The sequence below is a fragment of the Larkinella sp. genome (assembly GCF_965227735.1).
Classification (GTDB): domain Bacteria; phylum Bacteroidota; class Bacteroidia; order Cytophagales; family Spirosomataceae; genus Larkinella.
The window spans coordinates 1,140,221-1,163,879 of the sequence record NZ_OZ245776.1; the positions used below are offsets into that span (position 1 = coordinate 1,140,221).

The following is a 23,659-nucleotide window of genomic DNA, read 5'->3' on the forward strand; positions in this document are numbered from 1 at the left end:
TTTGTTATCCCGTAGGGATTTAACAGCGCAGCGTCGGTAGAAGGAGATGCTCCCGAGCGGCCAGCGTGCCGTCAGGTACGCGACGGGTTGCCAGGATAGGTTTCGTGCCGTCAGGCACGAAGGGGTCAGGGCAGGGCTTCTTTTTCTACCGACGCTGCGCTGTTGAGCCCCAAAGGGGCTAAAACCGTTCGGCTTGTTATTGAAATAGTATGTTCAAAATGCGGTTCTGAGAGACGACTCGAATCAAACATTCAACATCTGATGTGCCTATGAAAAACATGACGATCATTACAGGACTGGCGGTTTTACTGGCGGGCTGGTTGACGTTGTCGGCTTTGCGCCCGGCGACTTCCCCGCCAACGGCTGCGGTATTAGCGGACTCGCTGAAACACGACCCCACAACCGGTCTGGTGGTCGATGAGCGGCTAACGCTGGTGGTGGCCCAATGCACGGCCTGCCATTCGAGCAAACTGATTCTGCAAAACCGCTTTACCCGCGATGGCTGGAAGGAGAAAATTCGCTGGATGCAACGCACGCAGAAACTCTGGGATCTGGGCGAAACGGAACCGGTGGTGCTGGATTACCTCGTGAAATATTACGGCCCGGAACAAAAAGCGTTCGATGGTCGCCGGAAACCGATGCCGGCGGTGCAGTGGTATAAATTGTAAGCTCGCAAGATGAAAAAAAACGCTTATCACTATCTTTTTGGGCAGGACACGCTGTATCAGGTCGACGAACCGGAGCCGGTCGTGCAGCCGCTAGTGCGACCCGAACCGCCGGTTGCTCAACCCGAAAGTATAGTTGAACAAGCCGTTGCGGAACGGGAACCCGTTGTAGAAATGGCAGTGGAACCAGAAGCGGTTCTGCCCGAAATCATTCAGCCTGTACGATTGGTTGAACCGGAAATACCTTTGGTGGCTTCACCAGAACCCAAACCCGTTCCAATTACCATTCCCATCATCGAATCACCGGAGCCACTGCCCGCGGCTCAAAAGCCCAAAGTGTTGCTGCTGTTCGATGAAGAACTGACGCCCGGCGAACTGATTTTCCTGGAAAACATCCTGAAAGCCATCCATCTGAACCTCAGCGACATCGACATGCTGAACCTGGCCGGCTCGGGAATGGTCGATTTTCATGCGGTTTTGGAGAACAAAACCCTGCACCATTTTATCTCCTTCGGCGTCCCCTTCAAAACCATTCATTTGAACATTCAGATGGATCGGTACCAGCCCATCCGGATTTTCGGCATCACGTTCCTACTGGCCGACCCACTTTCGGCCATTGAAGCCGACTCCAAATTGAAACGAAAATTGTGGGAAGTACTGAAAAAAGTATTTTTGGATTAATCCAGAAAATGACTTTTATTTAGATTGTAGTCCCGAATCAGCGAGATTCGGGACACCGTCTTGTACTATTCCCGTTTCTTTTTGACAGATCAGATGGTCGAATCTTCTACCGATTCCGCGTCGACACAGGCCGGCGAATCAACGAGCCAGCCCGGCTTACGAAAAGTAATCACCACCGCCCAATTGTGGTCAATCGCCGTGGGCATGGTCATTTCCGGCGAATACTTCGGCTGGAATTACGGCTGGGCTGTGGCCGGAACCATCGGTTTTCTGGTGGCCACCCTTGTGGTAACGGTCATGTACCTCGCCTTTATCTTCAGTTATACCGAACTCACAACTTCCATTCCGGACGCGGGCGGGCCGTTTAGCTACGCCAACCGCGCCTTCGGCTCGACGGCGGCTTTCATCGCCGGTTTTGCCACGCTCGTCGATTTTCTGATGGCCCCTCCCGCCATTGCTGCGGCTTTGGGTGCTTATGCCAATTTCCTGCACCCGGAACTGCCCGTCCTGGGCGTGGCCATGGCCACTTACGTTGTCTTTATTACCATCAACATTCTGGGCATCAAGGAATCCGCCAATTTCTCCATGATCATTACCGTCCTGGCGGTGGTGGAATTGCTCGTTTTTATGGCCCTGGTGGCTCCCTCCTACCAAACCCGGAACTTCGTTGCCCACAACGAATCGTACGGCGCAGGCGGGGTATTTGCCGCCCTCCCGTTTGCGATCTGGTTCTACCTCGCCATCGAAGGCGTGGCGATGGTGGCCGAAGAAGTGAAAAATCCGAAGAAAACGATTCCGCGCGGTTATCTGCTCAGCATCGGCACCCTGGTTTTCCTGGCCCTCGGCACCATGATTCTCACGGCGGGCGTTGGCGACTGGCGCCTGTTGAGCAAGATCGACTACCCGCTGCCCGAAACGCTGGCGATGGTCTGGGGTCGCAACAGCCCGTGGTCGAAAGTCTTCGCCAGTCTGGGATTATTTGGACTCATTGCGTCGTTTCACTGCAACACCATCGGTTATTCCCGCCAGATTTTTGCCCTCGCCCGGAGCGGTTATCTGCCCGGTTTTCTGGCAAAGGTCAACCGGCGGTTCCAGACGCCCCACTGGGCACTGATCTGGGGCGGTATCATCGGCTTTATCGCCCTGTTTTCCGGCACCACCGGCGACATCATCATCCTGTCGGCCCTCGGCGCGGTGGTCATGTACATCAGCAGCATGGTGAGCCTTTTTAAACTTCGTCAGAAAGAACCGGATCTCGAACGTCCTTTTATCGCCCCTTTTTACCCCTACATTCCGACCATTGCCCTCGTCTTATCCTGTGTCTGTCTGGTTGCCATCGTCTATTACAACGTCTGGCTGAGTGTGATTTTTGCCGGATTGCTGGCGGTTTCGCTGGCGCTGTTCCGGGTTATTGGCATTCGGTTACCGGATAGCTCAAAGATATAAGACGAGAGAGCATAGACATGAGAGAAAAGATACAGTCTGTCATTTACGGAGGCTATTTTCTTTTTTCTCCTGTCTCATGTCTAACTTCTCTACGCTAACGCAAACCTTTCAGAAAAACCGGTTGTTAGACAATATTATGACGGTCAGGCCGGTTTTTATACAACACCTTTTGCCGGTAGTTAACGTTTTGATATGACGTTCGAAGAGCAGCTAAACAACAACCCAACCGTACCGGATTTCCCAGCGCATTCGCCAGAGCCCCTGCCGGACTGGCTGAGCGATGACAATCTGCTGCGCGACGAAGCCGCTCTTCTCGGCTTATCTCCTGCTCCGCTGGAAGAAAAAACAAACCTGATTCGTCTGTATTTTAAACAGCAAACGATTCCATTGGAACGAGAGCGGGAAGAATTAGGCGAAAAAATCGGCGAGTTGAATTTAGAGATCGAACAAAAGACCAACCGTATTGAAGAACTGCGGCATAAAATCACGCGACTTGAAGCAGCCCAACCCGATGGGGAACCTCACTTTCTCAAAACCGCCACGGGCTTAATCGCTTGCCTGGGTGTGCTGATCGGAACGTATTTTCTGATTCGGGAAACCCTGAAACCCCATTTTGAAGAAAACCGCCTGATTTCCCTGGGCGTATTTTTAGCCGGTTTTCTGGGTTTGTATCACCGCACCACGAATCCGGCCGAAACCGAGCCCCCCATTTCCGCCCGGCAACTTCTGGCCGACGCGGGTTTGCCTTTTGCGGCTTCTTTTTTCGTCTTCATCTACGCTTTTCAAACCCAACCGGCTCTTCTGGCACTGGGTATTTTTCTGTTTCTTTTCTTTCTGTTTTTGTCCATCGGGAAGCTCATTCCCGGCCTGTTGTCGGCTTTACAGAACGATTTTCGGTATCAGAACCAGGAAAAAAATCTGAAAATTGAGCGAAATTTGAAAACAGTAGACTGGGAAAAGGAGGTTAATGCATTAAAAATCAGTGTCGATGCGATTCGCGTGCGGAAGTGGCAGCTACTGCCTTTCCTGAATCGGATCGAGTTGGAACTATCCCGTAGCAACACGCGACGGGATTTGTTGATTGAGTTGTTTGAAAATGAATTTAACCTGGCCCGCAGCCTGCGCGACCGCCTTTCGGAGCAACAGATACGGGCCATTGTGGCCAATTAACGAGTTGCCGGCATCTCTGACGCCCACAACTTCTAAACGGAAAACGATATGAACGAGCAGCAGCCAAAAGATAGTCAGGATTTTCAGCACGGGTATACGAGCGGAGTCGAAGGAACCGACCGTCAGAACTACGAAGGCTATTTATCGAGTCAGGTCAGCGACGAGTGGATCAAGGAGCGCGTGGCGAGCAAGCAGGACGAAATCCGGCAAATCGACCAGAAATTAGCGGATACGACGGCCCAGCGCCGGGCCGCCTTCGACCGGCTTCAGGACCACATTATGCAGACAACGCTGGCCGGCAAAGAGGCCGAGCATCTGGAATCCGAAATCAAAACCGTCGAGGACGAACGCGGGCAACTGAAAGAACGCCGGCAAAACACGGCATCGGAATATTCGCTGCTGGCCGGGCTGATCTTTGTAGCCGCCGGTCTTTCGTTCGTTGCCGGTGATTTGATCATTTCCCACGAAATTGTGGCTTATGCGCTCAACATCCGCAACAATGTGGAAGCCTGGATGTTTGCGGTGGGTCTGGCGATGGTTTCCATTCTGTTGAAACCGGCCTATGACCGGCTCATCGAGGAACCGTATCTCACCAACTCTTCGCCCGAAGCATCCCGCCGATACGGCTGGTTCAAAATGGGGCTGGCCATTCTATCGATTGTCACGCTGGTGATTCTGGGCTGGTTTCGGTATGATGCCTACCGGACCGATAAATTGAAGGAAGCCATTAACAAAAGCATTAAAAACATTCAGCTAAACGCAACGCCCCTGGACCCGACCAACCCCAACCCGGTGGCCGATCAGCGGGTTTTGCAGAAAATTGAGCGCCAACTCCAGCAGTCCGACGAATTGAATCTCCAGTTGGTCAACAGTCCGTGGGCGTTGCTGTCGTTTGTGTTGAGTGGCGTTCTATTTGCGCTGGCCGGGGCGGTCTGTCTGGGCATTGGCCTGCCGGTTTTGCAGAAATTCTGGTTCCGCTGGCTCCAGATTGATCCACGGCTGTGGCGGCTGCGTCGCCGTCGCCGGAAGCTGGAAAAACAGTACCAGGCCGTTCAGCAGGAAGTGGCGAAACACCTGACGCAGAAGAACATCATGGATCACGAGCTGGAGATTCTGGCTTCGCTGGACGAACTGCGACAACGTAAACAGCAACTGACGAATGAGATCGACCAGTTGATCGACGACCGCAAACTGGCCCGAACCGACAGCCGGATTGCCTCTTTCAATGATGGATATGAGAAAGGCCAGGCGGCTCGTCAGGCCATGACCGAAGAAGAATTTAACCAGTATCGAAACGGTTTTTTCTCCGTTTCCAATCTGGCCACGAAAGCCCGCTCCTCGTCCGATCAGGAACGCTTGCCAGCCGCTGCCGATAAAACAACCTATGCCAACCAACGCCCCGTCAACGGCCTGCGTCCCCACCAGGCCGTCCGCCAGCACCTTGCCGATGGCCTAGATAATGAGTGAATGCCTCAATGAGTGAATGAGTGAATAAAAAAAGGGATGCTCGATTTTCTATTCACTCATTCACTCATTGAAGCATTCACTCATTGAATCGGTGAATAGTCCGTAGCTTTCATGTAAACCGACTCTACTTTCGTGGTCAGAGAGCCGTTTTTCTCGGAATCGGCTTTGGCTTTTACCCATTTCGGATCGACCCGGAATTCATCGAAATGCTTCTTGCCTTCCGCTTCACTCGGGTGCGCCAGAATGTACACCAGTTTCGACTGACCGCTTTCGTCGGGCTGCGTCGTCAGCCAGTAGCCGATGTGGGTCATGCCGTGTTGTTTAAACAGCTTGAGAGTGTGGTTTTTAAACCGGGCCAGCAGGTCGTTCAGTTTGCCGGGAGCCGGTGAATAGGTACGCAGCTCAAACACCCGTCCCGGTTTTTTCGACGGTTTGATTTTGGGCGAAATTTCGGCCTCCGTCATGAAAATCTGGTCGACTTTAGCGACGATTTTGCCGTTCGCTTCCGTTTTGGCTACGACTTCCTTCCATTCCGGGTCGCTGCTAAAGGCTTTCCAAGACGCATCGCGGGCTTCGCGGTTCGGATACGACAGGATGTAAATCAGCCTTTCCTGCGACGCATCGGTTGGTGTCCAGTAGCCAACGTTGGTCATTCCGTGTTTTTCAAAAATTTTGGTCGTGTACTTCCGGAAGCGGTCGACAATGTTCTCGTAATTTCCGGGCGTCGGGTAATAAATCCGGACTTCATACAAGCGCGAGGGCTCGGCCGGTTTGGTGGATTTCGGGTTCGAATTAGCTACCGAAAGACTCAATGCAGTTACAACAAGGCTACAGGTTAATAGGAAATTTCTCATTGGTACGCGGCTGTTAGTTGAAGTACAAAAATAGAGAGAGAACTGACAGGATTAATTGATTAATCATAATTTCGACAAAGGCACTTTTTTCAGATAAAAAACTATCTTTACAAATCAAACATCCCTATAAAATTTTGATTTTATGCTGAGTCGCGTTGCAAACTCTATCTATTGGATGAACCGCTACATTGAACGGGCTGACAATTATTCCCGTTTTATGAGTGTCAATTTTAATCTGGCGTTGGATTTACCGCCCAATGTCGACGAACAATGGGAACCACTTTTAATTGCCACCGCTGATAATTACCTGTTTTACAACTACTACCAGGAGCCCACCCGAGAGAATGTCATCGATTTTATGACCTTCGACAAGCGAAATCCCAACTCCATCGTGAGTTGCCTGAACAACGCCCGGGAAAACGCCCGGACGATCCGGGAAAGCATTTCGAAGGAAATGTGGGAAAACATCAACGATCTGTATTTGCGCGTTCGGGACACGACGACGAAAGGCGAATCGAACTTAAACCGTTTACAGGAATTTTTAAATAACGTAAAAAACGGCTGCCAGCATTTTTACGGCGTCATCGATTGTACCATTACCCGCAACGAAGCCTGGCATTTCGGGCGGGTGGGGCGGTTTCTGGAACGCGCCGACAAAACCTCCCGGTTTCTGGATGTGAAGTACTTCACGCTTCTCCCCGACGCCGACGCCGTGGGTTCGACGCTCGATCTGATGATCTGGACTGCCGTGCTCAAATCGGGCAGTGCCTACAACATGTACCGACAGCAATACAAAATGATTAGCTCGTCGACCATCGTTGAATTCCTGATCCTGGACAAACTTTTCCCCCGTTCGGTTGCTCACTGCATCCGCCAGGCCGAATTGTCGCTCTACGAAATATCGGGCAATCTGATCACCAACGGTTTTAAGAATGATGCCGAAAAGGCTTTGAGCAAGCTCCGGTCGGAAATTGAGTTTACCGAAACATCCGAGCTTTTCAAAACCGGCCTACATCAGTACCTGGATCGTTTCCAGATTCGCACCAATGAGGCAGCCAAAGCCGTTTACGAAACGTATTTTAGCCTAAAACCAGTCGAAGCCTGATGAACGCTCAACGGCTTGAAAAACTTCCCGTGCCGGTAAAAGTCCTTTCAAGCCGTTGAACTATCGTTATTTATAAAACGGAAACGTCAGGGCGACGTAACCCATGGCGGCCCGGTTGCGAAACCGCCGGTTGTCATCGTCAATGTTCAGATTGCTGGCGCGCATTTCGGTCGTAATCCAATGGTAACCAACCTTCACGCCCATCCGTCGCAGCATCGTCAATCTGACGTAGACTTCACTGGAGAGTGATCCCAGATCATTGTCGCCCAGCAATCGCACATTCAACCGCTGAGGTTGAGCGTATTGCAAGGGGGAAACCCGAAAGCTCACGGTATCAATTTCTGAATCGGCATTGGTGTGCTCAAACCGACCGGTTGTCGACCGGTAGCGTCCCTCCCGGCTTTTGCCAAAGCCCAGGCCGATCAGATCGGCACCAGCCCCAACTTCCACCGGCCCCAGCCGAACCTGCGCCCGTAAACCAAAGTTGACGGTAGAAACCGTTACCCAATCGAATCGCATGGTATCGATGTTGGCCGCCACCTCGGGAGCGCCAATAGCCCCAAAGCCGGTTTTTTCACGGGTGAGCCGGGCGGGGGCCGTCGTATAATTCAGGTTATCTCCGTAAAAATTCCCCCCTTTGATCGTCCAGCCAATCGAAAAAATCCTATTGGCATCCAGATTTAGCAGTTCATAATAGGTGATGGACGGAGCCAGATAATTCTTTTTAAAAGCGGCACCCACGTCCACTCCGCTGCTGATCCGGCTGGCGGTGGGCGTTTGTGAGAAAGCGACGGCAGACGTAAAAACCAGTACTAATGTTACTATTTTTCTCATACAGGAAACTTACTTTGTAAAGCAAAGTTAATGGGATTAACTGAAAGCTGGAGGTTTTGTTTTGTGCCGACAGCATCATTTTTTTGGCAAAAATTTGTTCTACGGCCAATCCGATAACATTCAGGCAACTAAATGGTTTAGAAAACTTACGTGTAAGGGTCACAACGGATGGTTCGTGAAGCCTGCTTTGATACGTGTAAAAACCCGGCGTCAATGGCCTGAAATTAATGATTGTCCAAACAAGGATTTACACAAAAAGTATGCCCCGCTTGGGGCATACCTGAACTTTATGCTTCATTATTCTGATACTTCAGTACTACCGCTCCCAACGGCGGCACGGTGAGCACGATAGAAGCCTGACGCCCTTGCCACTCCTGCGGTTCGGAGACAAGCGGCTGGCTATTCAGCAGACCACTCCCAAAAAACGCCCGATCATCGCTGTTGAACAACTCGACCCAAGTGCCTGCCGCCGGAACACCAATGCGGTAGTCGGTGCGGGGAATGGGCGTCATATTCAACACAATAACCACCTGCTCTTTGGTGCGGGTGCCTTTCCGGGCGTAGACAATCATGCTGTTTTCGCGGTCCGTCGTGTCGATCCACTCGAAGCCTTCGGCCACAAAACTCTGCTCATACAGGGCCGGTTCGCTGCGATACAGGCGGTTTAAGGCTTTCATGCACTCCTTCATGCCCTGATGAGGGGTATAATCGAGGAGGTGCCAGTCGAGGCTGCCGTCGAATTTCCACTCCGAGGTTTGCCCGAATTCACAGCCCATAAATAATAATTTGGTGCCGGGATGTGTGAACATATACGTAAACAACAGCCGCAGGTTGGCAAACCGCTGCCATTCGTCACCCGGCATTTTGCTGATCAGCGCCTTTTTGCCGTAGACCACCTCATCGTGCGAAAACGGCAGCATGAAGTTTTCCGAAAACGCATACACCGTGCTGAATGTCAACTCATCCTGGTGCCAGCGACGGTAGTAGGAGTCGCGCTGGAAATACCGCAGAGTATCGTTCATCCAGCCCATCATCCACTTCATGCCGAAACCCAAACCGCCCGTATAGGTGGGTCGCGTCACGCCCGGAAAGGCCGTCGACTCCTCGGCAATCATCTGGACTTCCGGAAAGTCCTTGTAAACCGCTTCGTTCAGTTCCTTGAAGAGCGAAATGGCTTCCAGGTTTTCCCGGCCACCGAATACGTTTGGTTCCCATTCGCCGTGATTCCGCGAATAGTCGAGGTACAGCATCGACGCGACGGCATCGACCCGCAACCCGTCGGCATGAAACCGGTCCAGCCAGAACAGGGCATTGCTGAGCAAAAACGCCCGAACCTCGTTGCGACCGTAGTTAAAAATGTAGCTTTTCCAGTCGGGATGATAGCCCTTCCGCATGTCGGGATGCTCATACAGGTGCGAACCGTCGAACTCATACAAACCGTGGGCATCACCCGGGAAGTGCGAAGGAACCCAGTCGAGGTACACGCCGATGTTTTCCTGGTGGAGCCGTTCGATCATGTTCATGAAGTCCTGTGGCGTACCGAAACGGCTGGTGGGTGCAAAATACCCGGTGATCTGGTAACCCCAGGATGGGTCGTACGGATGCTCCATGACGGGCATAAACTCGACGTGTGTGAAGCCCAGTTCCTTGATGTAGGGCACCAGCGCATCGGCCACTTCGTTGTACGACAATTGCCGTGCGGGCTCCGACGGATCACGACGCCACGAATTCAGGTGAAGCTCGTAGACGGAAAGGGGTTTGTTGAGGGCATTGAATTTGCCCCGGTTCCGCATCCAGTAATCATCTTTCCACTCATACCAGTTGTCCCAGACCACCGAGCCGGTTTTGGGCGGTGTTTCCCACCAGAGCGCAAACGGATCGCCTTTTTCGAGTTCACGGCCGCTGTCGTGCGTGATGGCATATTTATAAATCTCACCCCGGCCAATATGCGGCACAAAAGCTTCCCAGATGCCCGAACTGTCCCAGCGAACTTTCAGCGGATGGCTTCCTTTGTTCCAGCCGTTGAAATTGCCAATGACCGCCACATACCGGGCCGACGGTGCCCAGACGGCAAAATACGTACCGACAACCCCGTCGACCTCGACGACGTGTGAACCCAGCTTTTCATACAGACGGGTGTGTTTTCCGGCCCGGAAAAGATAAATGTCAAATTCGGTTAATCGACTGTAATCCCCGGAACCGTTCGAAGGTGTCGTCGGTTCCGGTGTCTGATCGACAGTTTCCGGTTTTGGGTCAGTGGTAACAGGACTCTGTTTGGTCGTACGTTTCGCCATAAGAAAGCTATATCGTTTAGCTCGTGAAATATAGACAAATTTTCACCGATGAATCCAATGCATTCAACCGGTTTTATTCTTCGAAAACTTCGTGGAGATCGATTTGGAGGTTCGGAAAGATCAATGGTGACAAGGTATCGCTCTCATCGTACGGATGTTGCCCGATAAACTGACCCTGTTCGCTGAGCGTATAGACCAGAACGTTATCGTATTCGGGCTGAACAATCCAATATTCCCGAACACCGGCTTCCTGGTACGCATCAAACTTCTCCTTCATTTCTTTCTTCGTATTGCCTTTCGACAACACTTCAATCACCAAATCCGGTGCGCCAATGCAACCCGCATCGTCCAGTTTAGCCGGATCACAAACGATGCACAAATCCGGCTGAACCACGGTGGTGATCGTTTCATTCGTAATCTTATTCTTGCGGGGCAGTCGCACATCGAACGGCGCCATGAATACCTGACAGGGTTTGCCCTTCATGTAATTGCCAAATGGCAAATAGAGCTTACCGACCAACTGCTGATGCCGGCGACTGGGTGCGGGCGACATTTTCCAAATGTAACCGCGTATCAATTCGAGCCGCTCCTGAACCCGCCACGTCAGGTAGTCGGCATAGGTGTATTGCCGGGTTAAATCCAACTGATCCAAACTGGTTATTTCCATAGAAATGCGCGTTTAGCACAAACTTACTCTTTTTTCGTCTGCAACAACCCCATTTGCAGCAGCGGGAGTTCCGAATTTCGGGTCGGGTCGGCAATCCGTATTTTTTCAATTTCCCGGATCACATCCATAATTCCTTTCAACGGAATCTTCACCCAGGCCGGTCGGTAGCTGATTTCATAGCCTAGTTCATATACGGCTTTTTCGAGCAGATACACCAGCAGCAAAAAGTTCACCTCGTTGCTGTTCTTAAACAGCGGATGCGGGTTGCCAATCGTTTCCAGATAAGCGTCCATGTACGTGTCACGAATCAGTTTAAACCAGCGTTCGGAAACGCGTTGCAGATGATCCGGCTCAATACCGGCGGTTTCTGTGCTGCCAAAGAGCTTGGCCGAAACCGCGTAATGGTACGAACGGATCATGCCGGCGACGTCTTTCAGGGGTGAATGCTTGATCTTTCGCTCGCTGATGCTGCTTTCCGGTTCGCCTTCAAAGTCGATGATAATGAAATCGTTACCCGTTGCCAGCACCTGCCCCAGGTGGTAATCGCCGTGAATCCGGATGCGCAGCGAATCGAGCGGTCGGGTCCGGAAATCGTCGACAAACTCGTCGATCATCTCCTTGGCTTCCATAAACACCCAGGCCAGGCTCTGCGCCAGCGGATCGAGTTTCGTGTAATTGTCGATGAGCAGATTATACCGCCGTTCGAGCAGGTTTTCAAACCGCTGGATGATGAATTCCCGGTAGTCGTCGGTGAAGGGTTCGGCGGCAAACGCCGGATCGCCCACGTCCGGGTCGTACAGCGCCAGGTGCATTTGCCCCGTCCGTCGGCCCAGCAGTTCCACCCGGTCGAACACGTCTTCCCGGATCGTAAACAAGCGGTGCGGAACCGCGTAGAGAAAATCATTGAGGTAATCCCCCGTTTGGTTCCAGCTATCCTGCTGATTTTCAACCATGCGCTGCATCATCCCGAGCGTAATGTCCGGCATACCCTCCTGCTCCCAGCTCACGCTTCCGGCGTAGGCCGGAATGTGACTAAAATTGCTTTTTTCGGTCAGAAAACTGACGAGATCTACTTCCGGGTTGGTTTCCTGAAAAAGCTTGCGGTAAAGTTTCAGGAAATACTTCTCTCCCTGAGCCGGAACGCCAAAAACGAGTGCAGAATTACTTGAGTCAACTGGCAATACACGACTGGTAATCAATCCACTGGTATCTTCAATAGCCATTCCCTTTCCCCGGTGAAAGGTTAGTTTGCCACTTGTTTGACCCAGCGTTTGCTGATGGGCCAGGTTGAAATACAGTGCTTGCCGGAACCGTTCGTCGTAAATGGCATCGACCACCAAACCGCTTTCCCGGTCGAAATCCGCACGCGTCAGAATCCCCTTCGGGACCATGGAAGCTGCATCAGGATGACCAGCATCCACAAACGACAAGGGAAGTAGATACCGTTCGGTTTCGCCGTCAGCATACGCTGCTTCCACGATAAACAGAAATGCCTTGTCGTCGGATTGACTAGCGGAAGGAAACCCGATTTCGTGAACAAACTGAATGCGAAAGCCTGCCTGCTGGCGGGCTTTACCGGCAAACCACCGGCACGCGTTCATATAAGGAGGCAAAATCGCCGTTTCCAGAAACCGGATGGCATCCTGATCCCGGGTCAGATTATTCCAGGCATGGGGGCTGCTCAGGTTGGTTGCGGTTGAGTCGAACATGGAGACAGATCGGTGGTACAGGCAAAGCGATTCTACCCGTAATAATACAAAGTGATTCCGTAAATAAGCCTATTTATTGAGCATAAATTGAAAACCGTCGACTATTCCAGCAGATAATCCATGAGCGTTTTCCACTGGATCTTCTGGTAGAAAAGCCAGCCGGTGGTGGCAATCACGGTGTTGACCACCGCACGGCCTCCGGCTTCCGGATGCTGGTTGTTGATCCGTTCGTTTTCACCAAACTGACAGGCCGAAAGCGTATTTCCCACCCGTTCCACACGAAACGTGCTGGTCGATTCAGCGGTAAAAAAGTGCTCGGTCCGATTTTCATTTTCGTTCGGATCGGCACAGGGGCGGGCGGCAAAACCCGCTTTTCGTTCTTCATCGATAACCTCGATAACCTTTACCCAGTTTTCGGGCGTCGGGCCGGGAAGTTCCAGACAAATAAAATCACCAACTGTCGGCCAGCCCGACGGTTTTGGCCGACCGGCAGCATCGTGCAACACAAATTTGGCGGTCAGGCTGGATACGTCGGACCAGCGGTTTACATCAAATACTTTCTCTCTGGCGCGGGCAAAGGCCGGTTGGGCGGTTTCCTGATCCGGGCAGTTTTTCTGGCTGCAAAACGTTTTGTCCACCGAATCCTCGCCTTTTAAAAGATCGATGCCATGTTGAAAGGCATCTCCGATGTTGCGGGTTTTCATACGCTTTGGATTAAAGGGTTTACACGCTATGTATTAAAAACCCATTCCGACCGGTTGATCGGAATGGGTTTTTCACGCGAAGCAGAATGCTAAAAGCCTTTACTGACGGGAGTCAGGCTTTTTACGGGTGGTATCCGTACCGGTGTTGCCAAACGTGCGCCCGTTGCTGCGGTCATTTTTGGCTTTTGGATACGATCGGGACCGGTTTTTTTCGGACACCTTGCCATCGGCCGATGAAGGCGAGCGTGCTTCCCGACTCGCCTGCTTGCCCGAACGGCCAAATTTATTGGATGTACTGTTGCTGTCCGGACGAACGCCGGTTACATTGCGGCTGATGCCCGCCCGGGTTTTGCCGGGCTCCGTTTTTTGTTCTTTCACATTCCCGTTTCTGCTCTGGGCCGGATTGGCGGCATTGCCTTCCGAACTGGTTGTCTGAGCCTGGCTTGGCAGCGTGAAAATCAATCCTGTCAATACTGCTGCTACTAAGAGTGTCTTCTTCATCGTTGAGTTGATTATTTGACGTGTTCCCGTCCACAAAATAGCTGATAAAGCCCGGTAATGGCCCGACATTCGGTCTCATTACCGGCCAAATTCTACGTCGTTAACTCCATTCGATTCGTCATTGTTATCGAAAATAAGCCAGGACGCCCAACTTCACAGGTAAAAAAACGCATCCATTCGGGTCTCGATCACAATCTAAAACCGTTTATTCTCTTCATTGAGTTTGCTCTCCTGGCAGGCATCCATGCCCGAAAACCATTGGAAGGCTGAAAGAAGACTGGTCTTGGTATAGATTTCTGCAGACGTATAAGCACATCCGTGAATACGTATTTTTGTGTTCCGACCGACTGAAAACAGCAAAAAAAACAGAAAATGTCCGGTATTTCTAAACACCTGGTGAGGATAGCGGTTTCGATTGTATCAACTCGCAACTTCCAGGAAACGCAACATTGAAAATAATGAATGATTCCAAAAACATTACAGGCCCAAATCGGCTCCGGAAAGCCCGCATTCTGGTCATCGAAGACAGTGCCGACCACCTGCTGCTGGTTAAAAGTGCGCTCCAGCAGAGTTTTGCCGATGTCGAAATCGTCATCATGACTGATGAGCACACCGCAATCAGTTACCTTGACGAATGTGAACAGACCGGGCTGCGCCTGCCCCAGTTGATTTTGCTGGATTTATACTTACCTGCACGGGAGAATGGTTGGGCCTTTCTGACAAAAGTTAAAGAGCTGAGTCCGGAGGTTAACCAGATCCCGATCGTGGTTTTCAGCAATTCGTCCGACTCCAACGACATTGCCGAATCCTATGACCGTGGGGTGGCTTCCTACGTCGTTAAGCCCATGAATTTCACGGAATGGACCGATTACTTTCTGACCCTGAAAGAATACTGGTGGGAAACCGTATCGTTACCCAATACCCATTCGATCTATTAAACGTCTAGTTCCGAAACCGGGCTATTCGGCTACACCGGAACGGAGCTGACGTTCCCAGCCTGTGGCGCAGATGCGACCGAGAGCCAATACCGAAACATCTTTTCCAGTACCTGAATAAACCGGGGCAGATCGGTGGGATAAACAATGACCGAATTGGCCCCCGATGCGTAGCCCTGTTGAGCCTGGTCATAATTGCCGGCCGATGACAGCAGAATGGTGGGAATAAACCGAAAGCGGGAACTGTTTTTGAGGGTTTGCAACGTGAGCAAACTACCCGGCTGGCTCCCGTCCAACACAATCACGGCGGGCATGTCGGCCTCTCCGATACCGGCGATCACTTTCTGAAGTCCGTTGCCGGTATCGAACAGTTTCAGCCCCCATTGCGACCATTTTTCGCCCATCAGTTGCTGCACCAAACCGCTTTTCAGCTCATCGGCCATCACCATCCACATTCGGCGGGAGGCCACAGACGGGCGTTTTTTCTCGATTCCAACCTGGGCTGCTAACGGAGAATGAACCGGCTCGCCATGGGTCGGCAGTGAAGACGGCAACATCGTAACCAGAAGCGGATCGATGATCAGACTCCAGCGCCGACGGCTAACGGGCAGCGTTTCACCATCCCGCAGGCTAACCGAACCTGCCATTTTATGTCCCGGAGGAGCCTGAAAATCAGCAATGTAATGGGGGTTGACCAGCGCCGTTTTATGAACCCGAAGAAAACCGGAGAGTTTCTTTTCAAAAAAAACCAGGGATTTCGCCAACAAAACCTTGCGCCCGTCGCCGTAATGCACCCACGTATAATTGCTGAACCCTTTCAAATATTTGATTAAAGCAGGGTATTGAATCGCTTCCTGAATCATGTTGTTTACCAATAAAAATGCTGTTGCTGCATGTCTTATAAAGTAACCGCATTCAGGGCAATTGTAGCCGCATTTCTTAGGCAACGGCACTTCTTTTTAGGATACCATCAGCCGCAAAAACGATCAGGCTTCGATTTTCAGCAAGTGCATGGGCAACAGGTACGGATCAAGTTCGACGTAGTTCCACTGCCCTTTCCAGGTATATTGCGCCCCGGTCAGTAAATCGTGCACCACATATTCCTGTCCTTCGGCGATGCCTAACTGCCAGATCGGCACCTGCACCATGCCCGCCCGCCGGTTGTAGGCATCCGTGTTGATCACCATCAGCAGCCGGTTATGGCCCGTCACTTTCAGATACGCCATCAGCGCGTCGTCGTCGATGCGGCAGAACGTCAGGTTGTTGGTGGTTTGCAAGGCCGGATTTTCCCGACGGATGCGGTTGACCAGCCCGATCAGGTACGTAAGCCGGTTGGTGCGGTGCCAGTCCCAGTGGCGAATCTCGTACTTTTCCGAGTCGATGTACTCTTCCTTGCCCGGAAACGGCAGGTGCTCCATCAACTCGAACGACGGCCCGTAAATACCGTAGTTGGACGATAGCGTGGCTGCCAGCAAAAACCGGATCAAAAACTGCGGCTCGTGGCCCGATTGCAGGATGTAGGGGTTGATGTCGTGGGTAGTCGGCCAGAAATTCGGGCGATAATAACTTTTCATCTCGCCCTGCGTCAGTTCCGTCAGGTATTCTTCCAGTTCCTGTTTGTTGTTGCGCCAAGTGAAATAGGTGTACGATTGGGCAAAACCGCGCTTCGCCAGTTGCTGCATCACCTTCGGTTTGGTGAAGGCTTCGGCCAGAAAAATCAGGTCGGGATAGATCTTCCTGACTTCCGCAATCAGCCATTCCCAGAACTGAAACGGCTTGGTATGCGGATTGTCGACCCGGATGATCCGAACGCCCCACGACGCCCACGTCAGCATCGTCTCCTTCATTTCGATCCAGAGGCTCTGCCAGTCGTCGGTTTCAAAATAAACCGGGTAAATATCCTGGTATTTTTTCGGCGGATTTTCAGCGTATTGGATGGTGCCGTCGGGTCGTTTTTTAAACCATTCCGGATGGTCTTTGGCCCAGGGATGATCGGGCGACACCTGAATGGCCAGATCCATCGCCACCTCCATGCCGTGGTTTCGGGCAATGGCAATCAGGTGTTTGAAGTCATCGAGGGTTCCCAACTCGGGATGAATGGCCGTGTGGCCGCCCAGTTCCGAACCGATACCATACGGAACGCCCGGTTCGCCGGGCTGCGAAACCACATTATTATTTTTTCCTTTCCGAAACGACTGTCCAATGGGGTGAATCGGCGGCAGATAGAGCACGTCGAAGCCCATCGCTTCAAGGCGCGGCAGCAGCTTTTCCACATCCCGGAACGTGCCGTGGACGGGCGCGCCCCCGGCACCCAGTTCCTGCGAAGCAGATCGCGGAAACAGGCAATACCACGTACTGAAACCGGCTTTGGGCCGATCGACATCCACGATCAGTTCGCGGGAATACCGGGCCGGGTGTTTCCGCTCGGGATACCGCTGGATGAGATCTGTAAACAGGTCGCTTTCCACAAACTGAACAGACTCCTGGTAAGCTGCATCGTTGTATTCATCGGACCCGGTTTCCAGCAAACCGGCCAGCCACTCCAGCGTGGGTTTATCATCCCCTTCGGCCCGTTGCACCATGCCTTCGACGTAAACGGCCCCGGCTTTGAGTTCGCTCGTCAGCCGTTGACCAGCCGCCACTTTCAATTCGACTTCATGTTTCCAGGAAGCGATGTGATCCACCCAGCCTTCGATGGTATAGGCATACAATCCCGGTTTTTCGACGGTAAACGACGCGCCCCAGCGGTCATTGTTGATAAAAACCATCGGCACTTCGGTCCAGGCCGGATCATCGGGATGTTTATAAAGCAGTCGGGCAGCCAGTTTATCATGACCATCCAGAAAAATATCCGCTTCAACGGCAATGAGATCACCGGGAACGCCCTTGATCGGAAAACGTCCCGCATCGAGTTCGGGCGAAACCCGCTCGATCATGACACGAATCTGACCATCGGAAGGCAGATTTGCTAACTTATATGCCGCAGCGGCAGAACGGGAAGTTTTGTTACGGGTGGCCATAATCAACCTGATTAGCAATCGTTTAGCTAACGGACACACGTCTGCATGCCGCCAGAATTTCGTTCATCATCTCGTTGTAACCGTCCTTCGAAACGGGCTTGGATTTCACCAAAATCGCCCCCAGTTTCAGGCACTCATCAATCAGTTCCCTCCCCACGTAAGTGGAATAAATCACGACGGCAATCTGCGCCAGCCAATCTGTAGCTTTGATGGCTGTCAGCGTTTCTTTCCCCGTTAGCTTGGGCATATTCTGATCCAGAATGACAATATCCGGCAGTTCGTCGGGCGAGGTGATTCGATGCAGGTAGTCCAGCACTTCTACTCCCGACGTTACGCCGGGCAGCAGTTCAATATCGGTGCGACTCCCTAAAAAGTCAATGAAAAATTCACGGTCATCCCCATCATCTTCAGCCAGTAAGATTTTCTTTCTGGATAGGTCAAAAGCCATTTCAAGCCGGTTTATGTTGCCTCAAAGGTAAGCTAATAATGAATGTAGAACCCATTCCTTCCTTACTTTGTGCTTTAATCCGGCCATTATGTTTGTCGATAATGCGCTTGGTCACTGCCAGCCCGATGCCCGACCCTTCGTAGATATCCTTGGTGTTCAATCGCTGAAACAGTGAAAATATTTTGTCGACGTATTGTTCATCGAACCCAATCCCGTTGTCGGTGATCAAAATGGAACACATCGGCTCCTCATCCTTTGCTTCGGATTCGGCCGGACGAGTCGCCTTGATTTCGATTACCGGCGGCTGACCGGCTTTGGAAAACTTCAGCGCGTTGCTGATCAGATTCTGGAAAACCTGCCGGATCTGCCCCTGATTCACTTCCACTTCGGGTAATGGATCGATCTGCACCCGGGCTTTTTTCTCCTGAATCCGGAGTTCAAAATCTTTCAATACCTCATTGAGCAGCTTGTTGAGATCCGTCAGAACGTAGGTATCCGAATGCGTCGATAGCCGGGAATAACTCAGGATGTCGATGATCATGGTGCGCATCCGGTTGGAAGAATCGATGATTTTTTCCAGATACCGCACGCTGTCAACGGGGAGTTCGTCAATGTGTTTGTCTTTCAATAATTCCGAAAACATCTGGATTTTGCGCAACGGTTCCTGCAAATCGTGCGACGCCACCGACGCAAACTGCTGCAGGTCGTGGTTGCTGACTTCCAGCGCCGTGTTCATTTCTTCCAGCCGTTCGTTGTTGGACTTGAGCAGCCGCTGGGTGGCCTTCTGAACCGTGAGATCGGTTACGATGACGCTCATCGAAATGCCGCCATCCAGTTCCAGCGTCGTTACGGAAAGCTGGCAGGGCACTTCCCTATCCGTACTCAGGATGCAGATTTCAACTTTGCGGTCTTCTGTCCATCCATCGTTAAACAGACTTTTGTAGCGGTCTTTGTATTCGGCAGGAATGAACGTATCGAACGACAGGGCAATCACCTTCGACAGCGGCATTCCCACCATCGATGCAAATTTCGAATTGCAGTAGAGAATCAAGCCTTCTTCATTCAGGGTTACCGCTCCTTCGTTCATCGTTTCGATAAACACCCGGTACGTCTGATCGGCGGTTTTGAGGCTGTAGAGTTCATGGCCGTCCTTTCCCTGTACCACCAATGCATCGACCTGCCCCGTTCGTATGGCATGAATGGTCTCGGTGGCCTCCTCCAACTGGATTTGCAAGGCTTCGTTTTCCTGGACGAGTTGTTCGTAGGTTTTAACCGGCTTCATTAACTGGTATGAGCAATGCCCAGGCCTTTAAGCACCTTTTCGGTGTCCGACATATCGCCGATCAGCCTACGCTGGGGCAAGGGCATTTTTTTTATCAATAAAGGTAAAGCAATGATCTGCTCACTTTCGGCAAGCATCCGTTGCTGGTAGACATCAATAATTTCCAGGGTATAGTTTCCCGCCAAATACGTTTCGCAAATGTGTTTCAGGTTGGCAATGGCACGGATTGAATTGATCGAAGCCCCGGTTACAAACAGGCGCAATTCGTACTTCTGCCCGTCGCCATCAGAATCTGTATCCGGAGTTGTTTTTTGTTCAATCATGCTATTTTTTTGCCGGACGAATGTTCAATCCAACCAGTACTTTTTCTTCGTTCGACAAATCGCCGATAATTTTCCGAATGGGTTCGGGCACCTTCTTGACCAGCGTCGGTATGGCCAGAATCTGATCTCCTTCAGCCAGTTGGGGCTGCACCAGCAAATCAATCACCTCGATGACGTATTTGCCCTTCAGGTGTTCCTCACAATACCGTTTCAAATTGGCCAGTGCCGTCACGGATTTTGTCGTTTTACCGGCAACGTATAGTCTTAACTCCCAAATTTCCTCTTTTGTTTCCATTCCGTTTCGGTGGTTATTGCTCGTTATGGCGGTTTTTAATTTGCTGATCGCGGTTTTTCTCCAGCACATCCTTTCGCAACTCCTCTTCCACGTAGGCTTTATTCAGTTCGTCCTGTACGGATTCGAACTCTTCTTTCAAACTGGCAATCTTCGACTCCAGCACCACCCGCTTGCGTTCGATTTCGCGGTCTTTGCGGTTGACTGCGTATTCGCGCAACGCCATTCCGGTCACTTCCTGCAATTGCTGGGCTTCCCGCGCCGAACCGGTCAGCACCCCGTCGGAACTTAAAAAGACATCCACCAGATGCAGGCCCTCGTCCGTGATCACAAACTCACGAACCTGGTTGGAATGCTTCATGCCGCGCGATTTCATGACGTACATGCCCCGGTTGCGTTCGCCGTTCGATTCAATATCCCGAACCAGCAACCAAGCATCCACCAGCGACGAAACGCCCTCGTCCGTTTGCTCACTCACGATGGTATTCAGCGACAAGGCCGTAAACATCACCGTAATTTGCCGGGATTGCAGAAAATCGATCAGCCGAATCAGCATCGACTTCACCTCACTGACTGAACCCACCGTAATCAGGTTGGTAATCGGATCCAGCACAACCAGGTGAGGTTTAAAATCTTCGATTATTTTATGAATCGAGACCAGGTGCATTTCAAGCCCGTTGAGCGTGGGCCGCGATGCGTGAAACTTCAACAAGCCGGTGTCGATGTGTTGCTGCAAATCGAAGCCGATCGAGCGCATGTTCCGGACGATCTGCTGCGGTGACTCCTCAAAAGCAAAGTAAACACACCGCTCGTTCCGATTACAGGCTTCGTGGGCAAAACTGGCGGCAATGCTGGTTTTGCCCGTTCCGGCGGTTCCCGAAACCAGAATACTGCTCCCCTTGAAAAACCCTTTTCCCTCCAGCATTTTGTCCAGCGACGGAATGCCCGACGAAATCCGTTCCGATGTCACATCGTGCGTCAGGGTAAGCGATGTAACCGGCAACACCGAAATACCGCTCTGGTCGATCAGAAAGGGATATTCATTGGTGCCATGCACCGATCCCCGGTATTTGACGATGCGCAGCAGCCGCGTGGAAATCTGGTTGGCAACCCGGTGGTCGAGCAGAATCACGCAGTCGGAAATGTATTCTTCCAGCCCGTGGCGCGTCAAAGCGCCGTCTCCTTTTTCGCCGGTAATGATGGTTGTCACTTTTTTGGCTTTCAGCCACTCAAACAACCGCCGGAGCTCGGCCCGCAAAATTCCCTGATCGAGCAAGCCCGAAAACAGGTTCTCGATGGTGTCCAGCACCACCCGTTTCGCTCCAATGCTGTCGATGGCGTGTCCGAGCCGGATAAAAAGACCATCCAGGTCATATTCGCCGGTTTCCTCAATTTCGCTCCGCTCAATCCGTACGTGGTCGAGTTTGATGAGCTTGTCCTGCTGAAGCTGGTTTAGATCATAACCGAGCGAAGCCACATTCAACACCAGCTCTTCGGCCTTCTCCTCAAAGGACATAAAAACCCCCGGTTCTCCATACTGCATCGCTCCGTGAACAATGAATTCGATGGAAAATAAGGTTTTGCCACAACCCGCCCCCCCGCAAATCAGCGTAGGCCGGTCTTTTGGTAATCCTCCGCCCGTGATCTCATCCAGACCAGCAATTCCGGTCGGGGCTTTGGGGAAGCGAGGAAGCGAGAAGGACGTATTATTTGAGGAAGTCAGGCTCATCGATCGTGCAATATTTCAAAATGGGTGGTGGAAAAGGGTATTTAATTTTCAAAAAACATAACCGGATTTCCCCACAGAGTGTTTGACAATCCAGCCAGAATGATGCGTGTAGGGTTCGAAAATATACTAAAAAATGCACGATTATGGCAATTTCTTCCAAGCCCCTGACTTCGAATTAAAAATAAAGGATAGAAACAAACCGCTCCTACCCTTTACGACTTTTCACCTAAAATAATGAGATAGACGTGAGAAGATAGACAAGAGAAAAAAGACTCAAAAAGTCTCATTTCTCACATCTAAACTCTCTTGTCTATCTTCTCTTATCTATCCTCACAAATACCGGGTCGTGGCCGGATGAAACGTTTCCCACGAATGCAGGTATTCCTGTGAGGCCGGAATCCGGGCCAGTTTCTTGCCTTTCAGCAGCCCTTCCGTGCAGATGCCGTGCCGGTTCCAAACCGACCCGGTTTCCCGGTCCCGAAATGAATCCGTCGAATCCGCCGTAAAATGCAGGATCTGGCCGTTCACGTTCCGGTTCCAGACGTGGAAAGTCGCGCTGTCGGACGCCACCATGAGCAGCAGCGCTGTTCCTGCCAGACTGTCGTTCGTGACTTTCTGTTTCAGCAACTGACTCCAGTCGTAGGCTCGGGCCGTCCGGTTGCGCTCCACGCCCACCACCCACGATTTCGGCTTCCATGATAAGCTATCGCGCCCTGTGAGTTTCCGTTTCACTTTTCCTTTTTCATACGGTTCCATGCTGGCATACTGTTCCCTGAAGGTCGAATCCGGCTGGAGCACCAGCGTTTCGGGATGCAGTTCGGTCCAGGCCTGCAACGTCATTTGTTCGGCCTGAAAACCGGGTAAATACTGGCCTTTCAAGGGGCCGGTGATGGCTTCGCCGTTGACCTGCCGCCACCAGCTACCGGTCGTTTTGTCTTCAAACATCGCGTTAAAATGGTCCATGCCCACCAGCCGGAACTCTTCCATTTTGTCGCCCACCAGCGGCCGAAACACCCGGCCCGTGCGACAAACCGTGCAATACGTGATCATAACCGGCTCCCCGCCCACCGTGTCCCGAACCTGGTGGTGATAGCCAATAAACTGGATCGGATAAGCCCGCGCCTGCCCGTTTACGACCAGTCCCAGCACCAGCTTGTCGGGCGGGATTTTACTGGCTTTTAAATCCAGCATCACGGTTTCTTTCGGCTGGTAAAACATTTTCTCGGCCAGCAACCGGAAGTTGAAAAGGTAAAAAACCACGCCATAAACGGCCAGCAGTGCCAGCACGACGGCTTTCTGTCCCCTGCGTTTCGGTGCCGCCAGCAGGCGGTAGGTCGGATAGGCGATGAGCAGCCAGCCGACAATCCGGATGATCCAGCTATTCTGATGAATCCAGTAGGCAAAATCAATCGTATCGGCTTCCTGACTGCCCGGCATTGGCATGATGAAGTAGACTTTCGCTATTTCAGTCGCCGTCAGCAGCAGAATACCGAAGATAAAAAAGAGCATGGTTTTCATAGGAACATAGGTTTA

General features: G+C 51.7%; 22 protein-coding genes. 7 read left to right on the top strand and 15 right to left on the bottom strand.

The window, feature by feature from the left end:
- Nucleotides 1-278: 278 nt before the first annotated feature.
- From ACO064_RS04540 to ACO064_RS04560, 5 genes are all read left to right on the top strand, one after another.
- On the top strand, nt 279-668 hold the full coding sequence (locus tag ACO064_RS04540; RefSeq protein ID WP_421826210.1) for a hypothetical protein: 390 nt from the start codon (nt 279-281) through the stop codon (nt 666-668).
- Nucleotides 669-677: 9 nt separating this feature from the next.
- Complete coding sequence (locus tag ACO064_RS04545; RefSeq protein ID WP_421826211.1) at nt 678-1,346, top strand: hypothetical protein; 669 nt, start codon at nt 678-680, stop codon at nt 1,344-1,346.
- Between the two features lie 93 nt (nt 1,347-1,439).
- Nucleotides 1,440-2,792: an ethanolamine permease gene (eat, locus tag ACO064_RS04550; protein WP_421826212.1), complete on the top strand. Its 1,353-nt coding sequence runs from the start codon at nt 1,440-1,442 to the stop codon at nt 2,790-2,792.
- Between the two features lie 192 nt (nt 2,793-2,984).
- A complete protein-coding gene (locus tag ACO064_RS04555; RefSeq protein ID WP_421826213.1) occupies nt 2,985-3,962 on the top strand; it encodes a hypothetical protein in 978 nt (325 codons plus the stop codon).
- Between the two features lie 48 nt (nt 3,963-4,010).
- Nucleotides 4,011-5,429 carry a hypothetical protein gene (locus tag ACO064_RS04560; RefSeq protein WP_421826214.1) on the top strand — a complete coding sequence of 473 codons (1,419 nt, stop codon included), beginning with the start codon at nt 4,011-4,013 and terminating at the stop codon, nt 5,427-5,429.
- An 80-nt stretch (nt 5,430-5,509) separates the two neighbouring features.
- Here the strand turns inward: ACO064_RS04560 and ACO064_RS04565 are convergent, their stop codons facing one another.
- Complete coding sequence (locus tag ACO064_RS04565) at nt 5,510-6,283, bottom strand: NIPSNAP family protein (protein WP_421826215.1); 774 nt, start codon at nt 6,281-6,283, stop codon at nt 5,510-5,512.
- 142 nt (nt 6,284-6,425) lie between these two features.
- Between ACO064_RS04565 and ACO064_RS04570 the strand changes: the two genes are divergently transcribed.
- On the top strand, nt 6,426-7,388 hold the full coding sequence (locus ACO064_RS04570) for an alpha-E domain-containing protein (protein WP_138992408.1): 963 nt from the start codon (nt 6,426-6,428) through the stop codon (nt 7,386-7,388).
- A gap of 66 nt (nt 7,389-7,454) precedes the next feature.
- Here the strand turns inward: ACO064_RS04570 and ACO064_RS04575 are convergent, their stop codons facing one another.
- From ACO064_RS04575 to ACO064_RS04600, 6 genes are all read right to left on the bottom strand, one after another.
- Nucleotides 7,455-8,222, bottom strand: coding sequence for a hypothetical protein (locus ACO064_RS04575; RefSeq protein WP_421826216.1), 768 nt, complete (start codon nt 8,220-8,222; stop codon nt 7,455-7,457).
- 287 nt (nt 8,223-8,509) lie between these two features.
- Nucleotides 8,510-10,516: a 1,4-alpha-glucan branching protein GlgB gene (glgB, locus tag ACO064_RS04580; RefSeq protein WP_421826217.1), complete on the bottom strand. Its 2,007-nt coding sequence runs from the start codon at nt 10,514-10,516 to the stop codon at nt 8,510-8,512.
- 73 nt (nt 10,517-10,589) lie between these two features.
- On the bottom strand, nt 10,590-11,183 hold the full coding sequence (locus ACO064_RS04585) for a Uma2 family endonuclease (protein ID WP_421826218.1): 594 nt from the start codon (nt 11,181-11,183) through the stop codon (nt 10,590-10,592).
- Nucleotides 11,184-11,206: 23 nt separating this feature from the next.
- On the bottom strand, nt 11,207-12,892 hold the full coding sequence (locus ACO064_RS04590; protein ID WP_421826219.1) for a putative maltokinase: 1,686 nt from the start codon (nt 12,890-12,892) through the stop codon (nt 11,207-11,209).
- A gap of 101 nt (nt 12,893-12,993) precedes the next feature.
- Complete coding sequence (locus ACO064_RS04595) at nt 12,994-13,596, bottom strand: hypothetical protein (protein WP_421826220.1); 603 nt, start codon at nt 13,594-13,596, stop codon at nt 12,994-12,996.
- A gap of 99 nt (nt 13,597-13,695) precedes the next feature.
- Nucleotides 13,696-14,097, bottom strand: a complete 402-nt coding sequence (locus tag ACO064_RS04600) for a hypothetical protein (RefSeq protein ID WP_421826221.1) — start codon at nt 14,095-14,097, stop codon at nt 13,696-13,698.
- Between the two features lie 458 nt (nt 14,098-14,555).
- On the opposite strand from ACO064_RS04600, the gene ACO064_RS04605 reads away from it, so the two are divergent.
- Nucleotides 14,556-15,035 (top strand): response regulator, encoded by a 480-nt coding sequence (locus ACO064_RS04605; protein ID WP_421826222.1) that lies wholly within the window; start codon nt 14,556-14,558, stop codon nt 15,033-15,035.
- 29 nt (nt 15,036-15,064) lie between these two features.
- Here ACO064_RS04605 and ACO064_RS04610 read toward each other — a convergent pair whose 3' ends face one another.
- From ACO064_RS04610 to ACO064_RS04645, 8 genes are all read right to left on the bottom strand, one after another.
- On the bottom strand, nt 15,065-15,895 hold the full coding sequence (locus ACO064_RS04610; protein ID WP_421826223.1) for a response regulator transcription factor: 831 nt from the start codon (nt 15,893-15,895) through the stop codon (nt 15,065-15,067).
- Between the two features lie 123 nt (nt 15,896-16,018).
- Nucleotides 16,019-17,968 carry an alpha-1,4-glucan--maltose-1-phosphate maltosyltransferase gene (locus ACO064_RS04615; RefSeq protein WP_421830991.1) on the bottom strand — a complete coding sequence of 650 codons (1,950 nt, stop codon included), beginning with the start codon at nt 17,966-17,968 and terminating at the stop codon, nt 16,019-16,021.
- A gap of 106 nt (nt 17,969-18,074) precedes the next feature.
- Nucleotides 18,075-18,500 (bottom strand): response regulator, encoded by a 426-nt coding sequence (locus tag ACO064_RS04620; protein WP_421826224.1) that lies wholly within the window; start codon nt 18,498-18,500, stop codon nt 18,075-18,077.
- A 1-nt stretch (nt 18,501) separates the two neighbouring features.
- Nucleotides 18,502-19,782 carry a sensor histidine kinase gene (locus ACO064_RS04625; RefSeq protein ID WP_421826225.1) on the bottom strand — a complete coding sequence of 427 codons (1,281 nt, stop codon included), beginning with the start codon at nt 19,780-19,782 and terminating at the stop codon, nt 18,502-18,504.
- A complete protein-coding gene (locus tag ACO064_RS04630) occupies nt 19,782-20,105 on the bottom strand; it encodes a circadian clock KaiB family protein (RefSeq protein WP_421826226.1) in 324 nt (107 codons plus the stop codon). The genes ACO064_RS04625 and ACO064_RS04630 overlap by 1 nt, the downstream gene beginning before the upstream one ends.
- A gap of 1 nt (nt 20,106) precedes the next feature.
- Nucleotides 20,107-20,400, bottom strand: a complete 294-nt coding sequence (locus tag ACO064_RS04635) for a circadian clock KaiB family protein (RefSeq protein ID WP_421826227.1) — start codon at nt 20,398-20,400, stop codon at nt 20,107-20,109.
- 13 nt (nt 20,401-20,413) lie between these two features.
- A complete protein-coding gene (kaiC, locus tag ACO064_RS04640) occupies nt 20,414-22,126 on the bottom strand; it encodes a circadian clock protein KaiC (RefSeq protein ID WP_421826228.1) in 1,713 nt (570 codons plus the stop codon).
- Nucleotides 22,127-22,456: 330 nt separating this feature from the next.
- On the bottom strand, nt 22,457-23,644 hold the full coding sequence (locus ACO064_RS04645; protein WP_421826229.1) for a DUF3179 domain-containing (seleno)protein: 1,188 nt from the start codon (nt 23,642-23,644) through the stop codon (nt 22,457-22,459).
- Nucleotides 23,645-23,659: the final 15 nt, after the last annotated feature.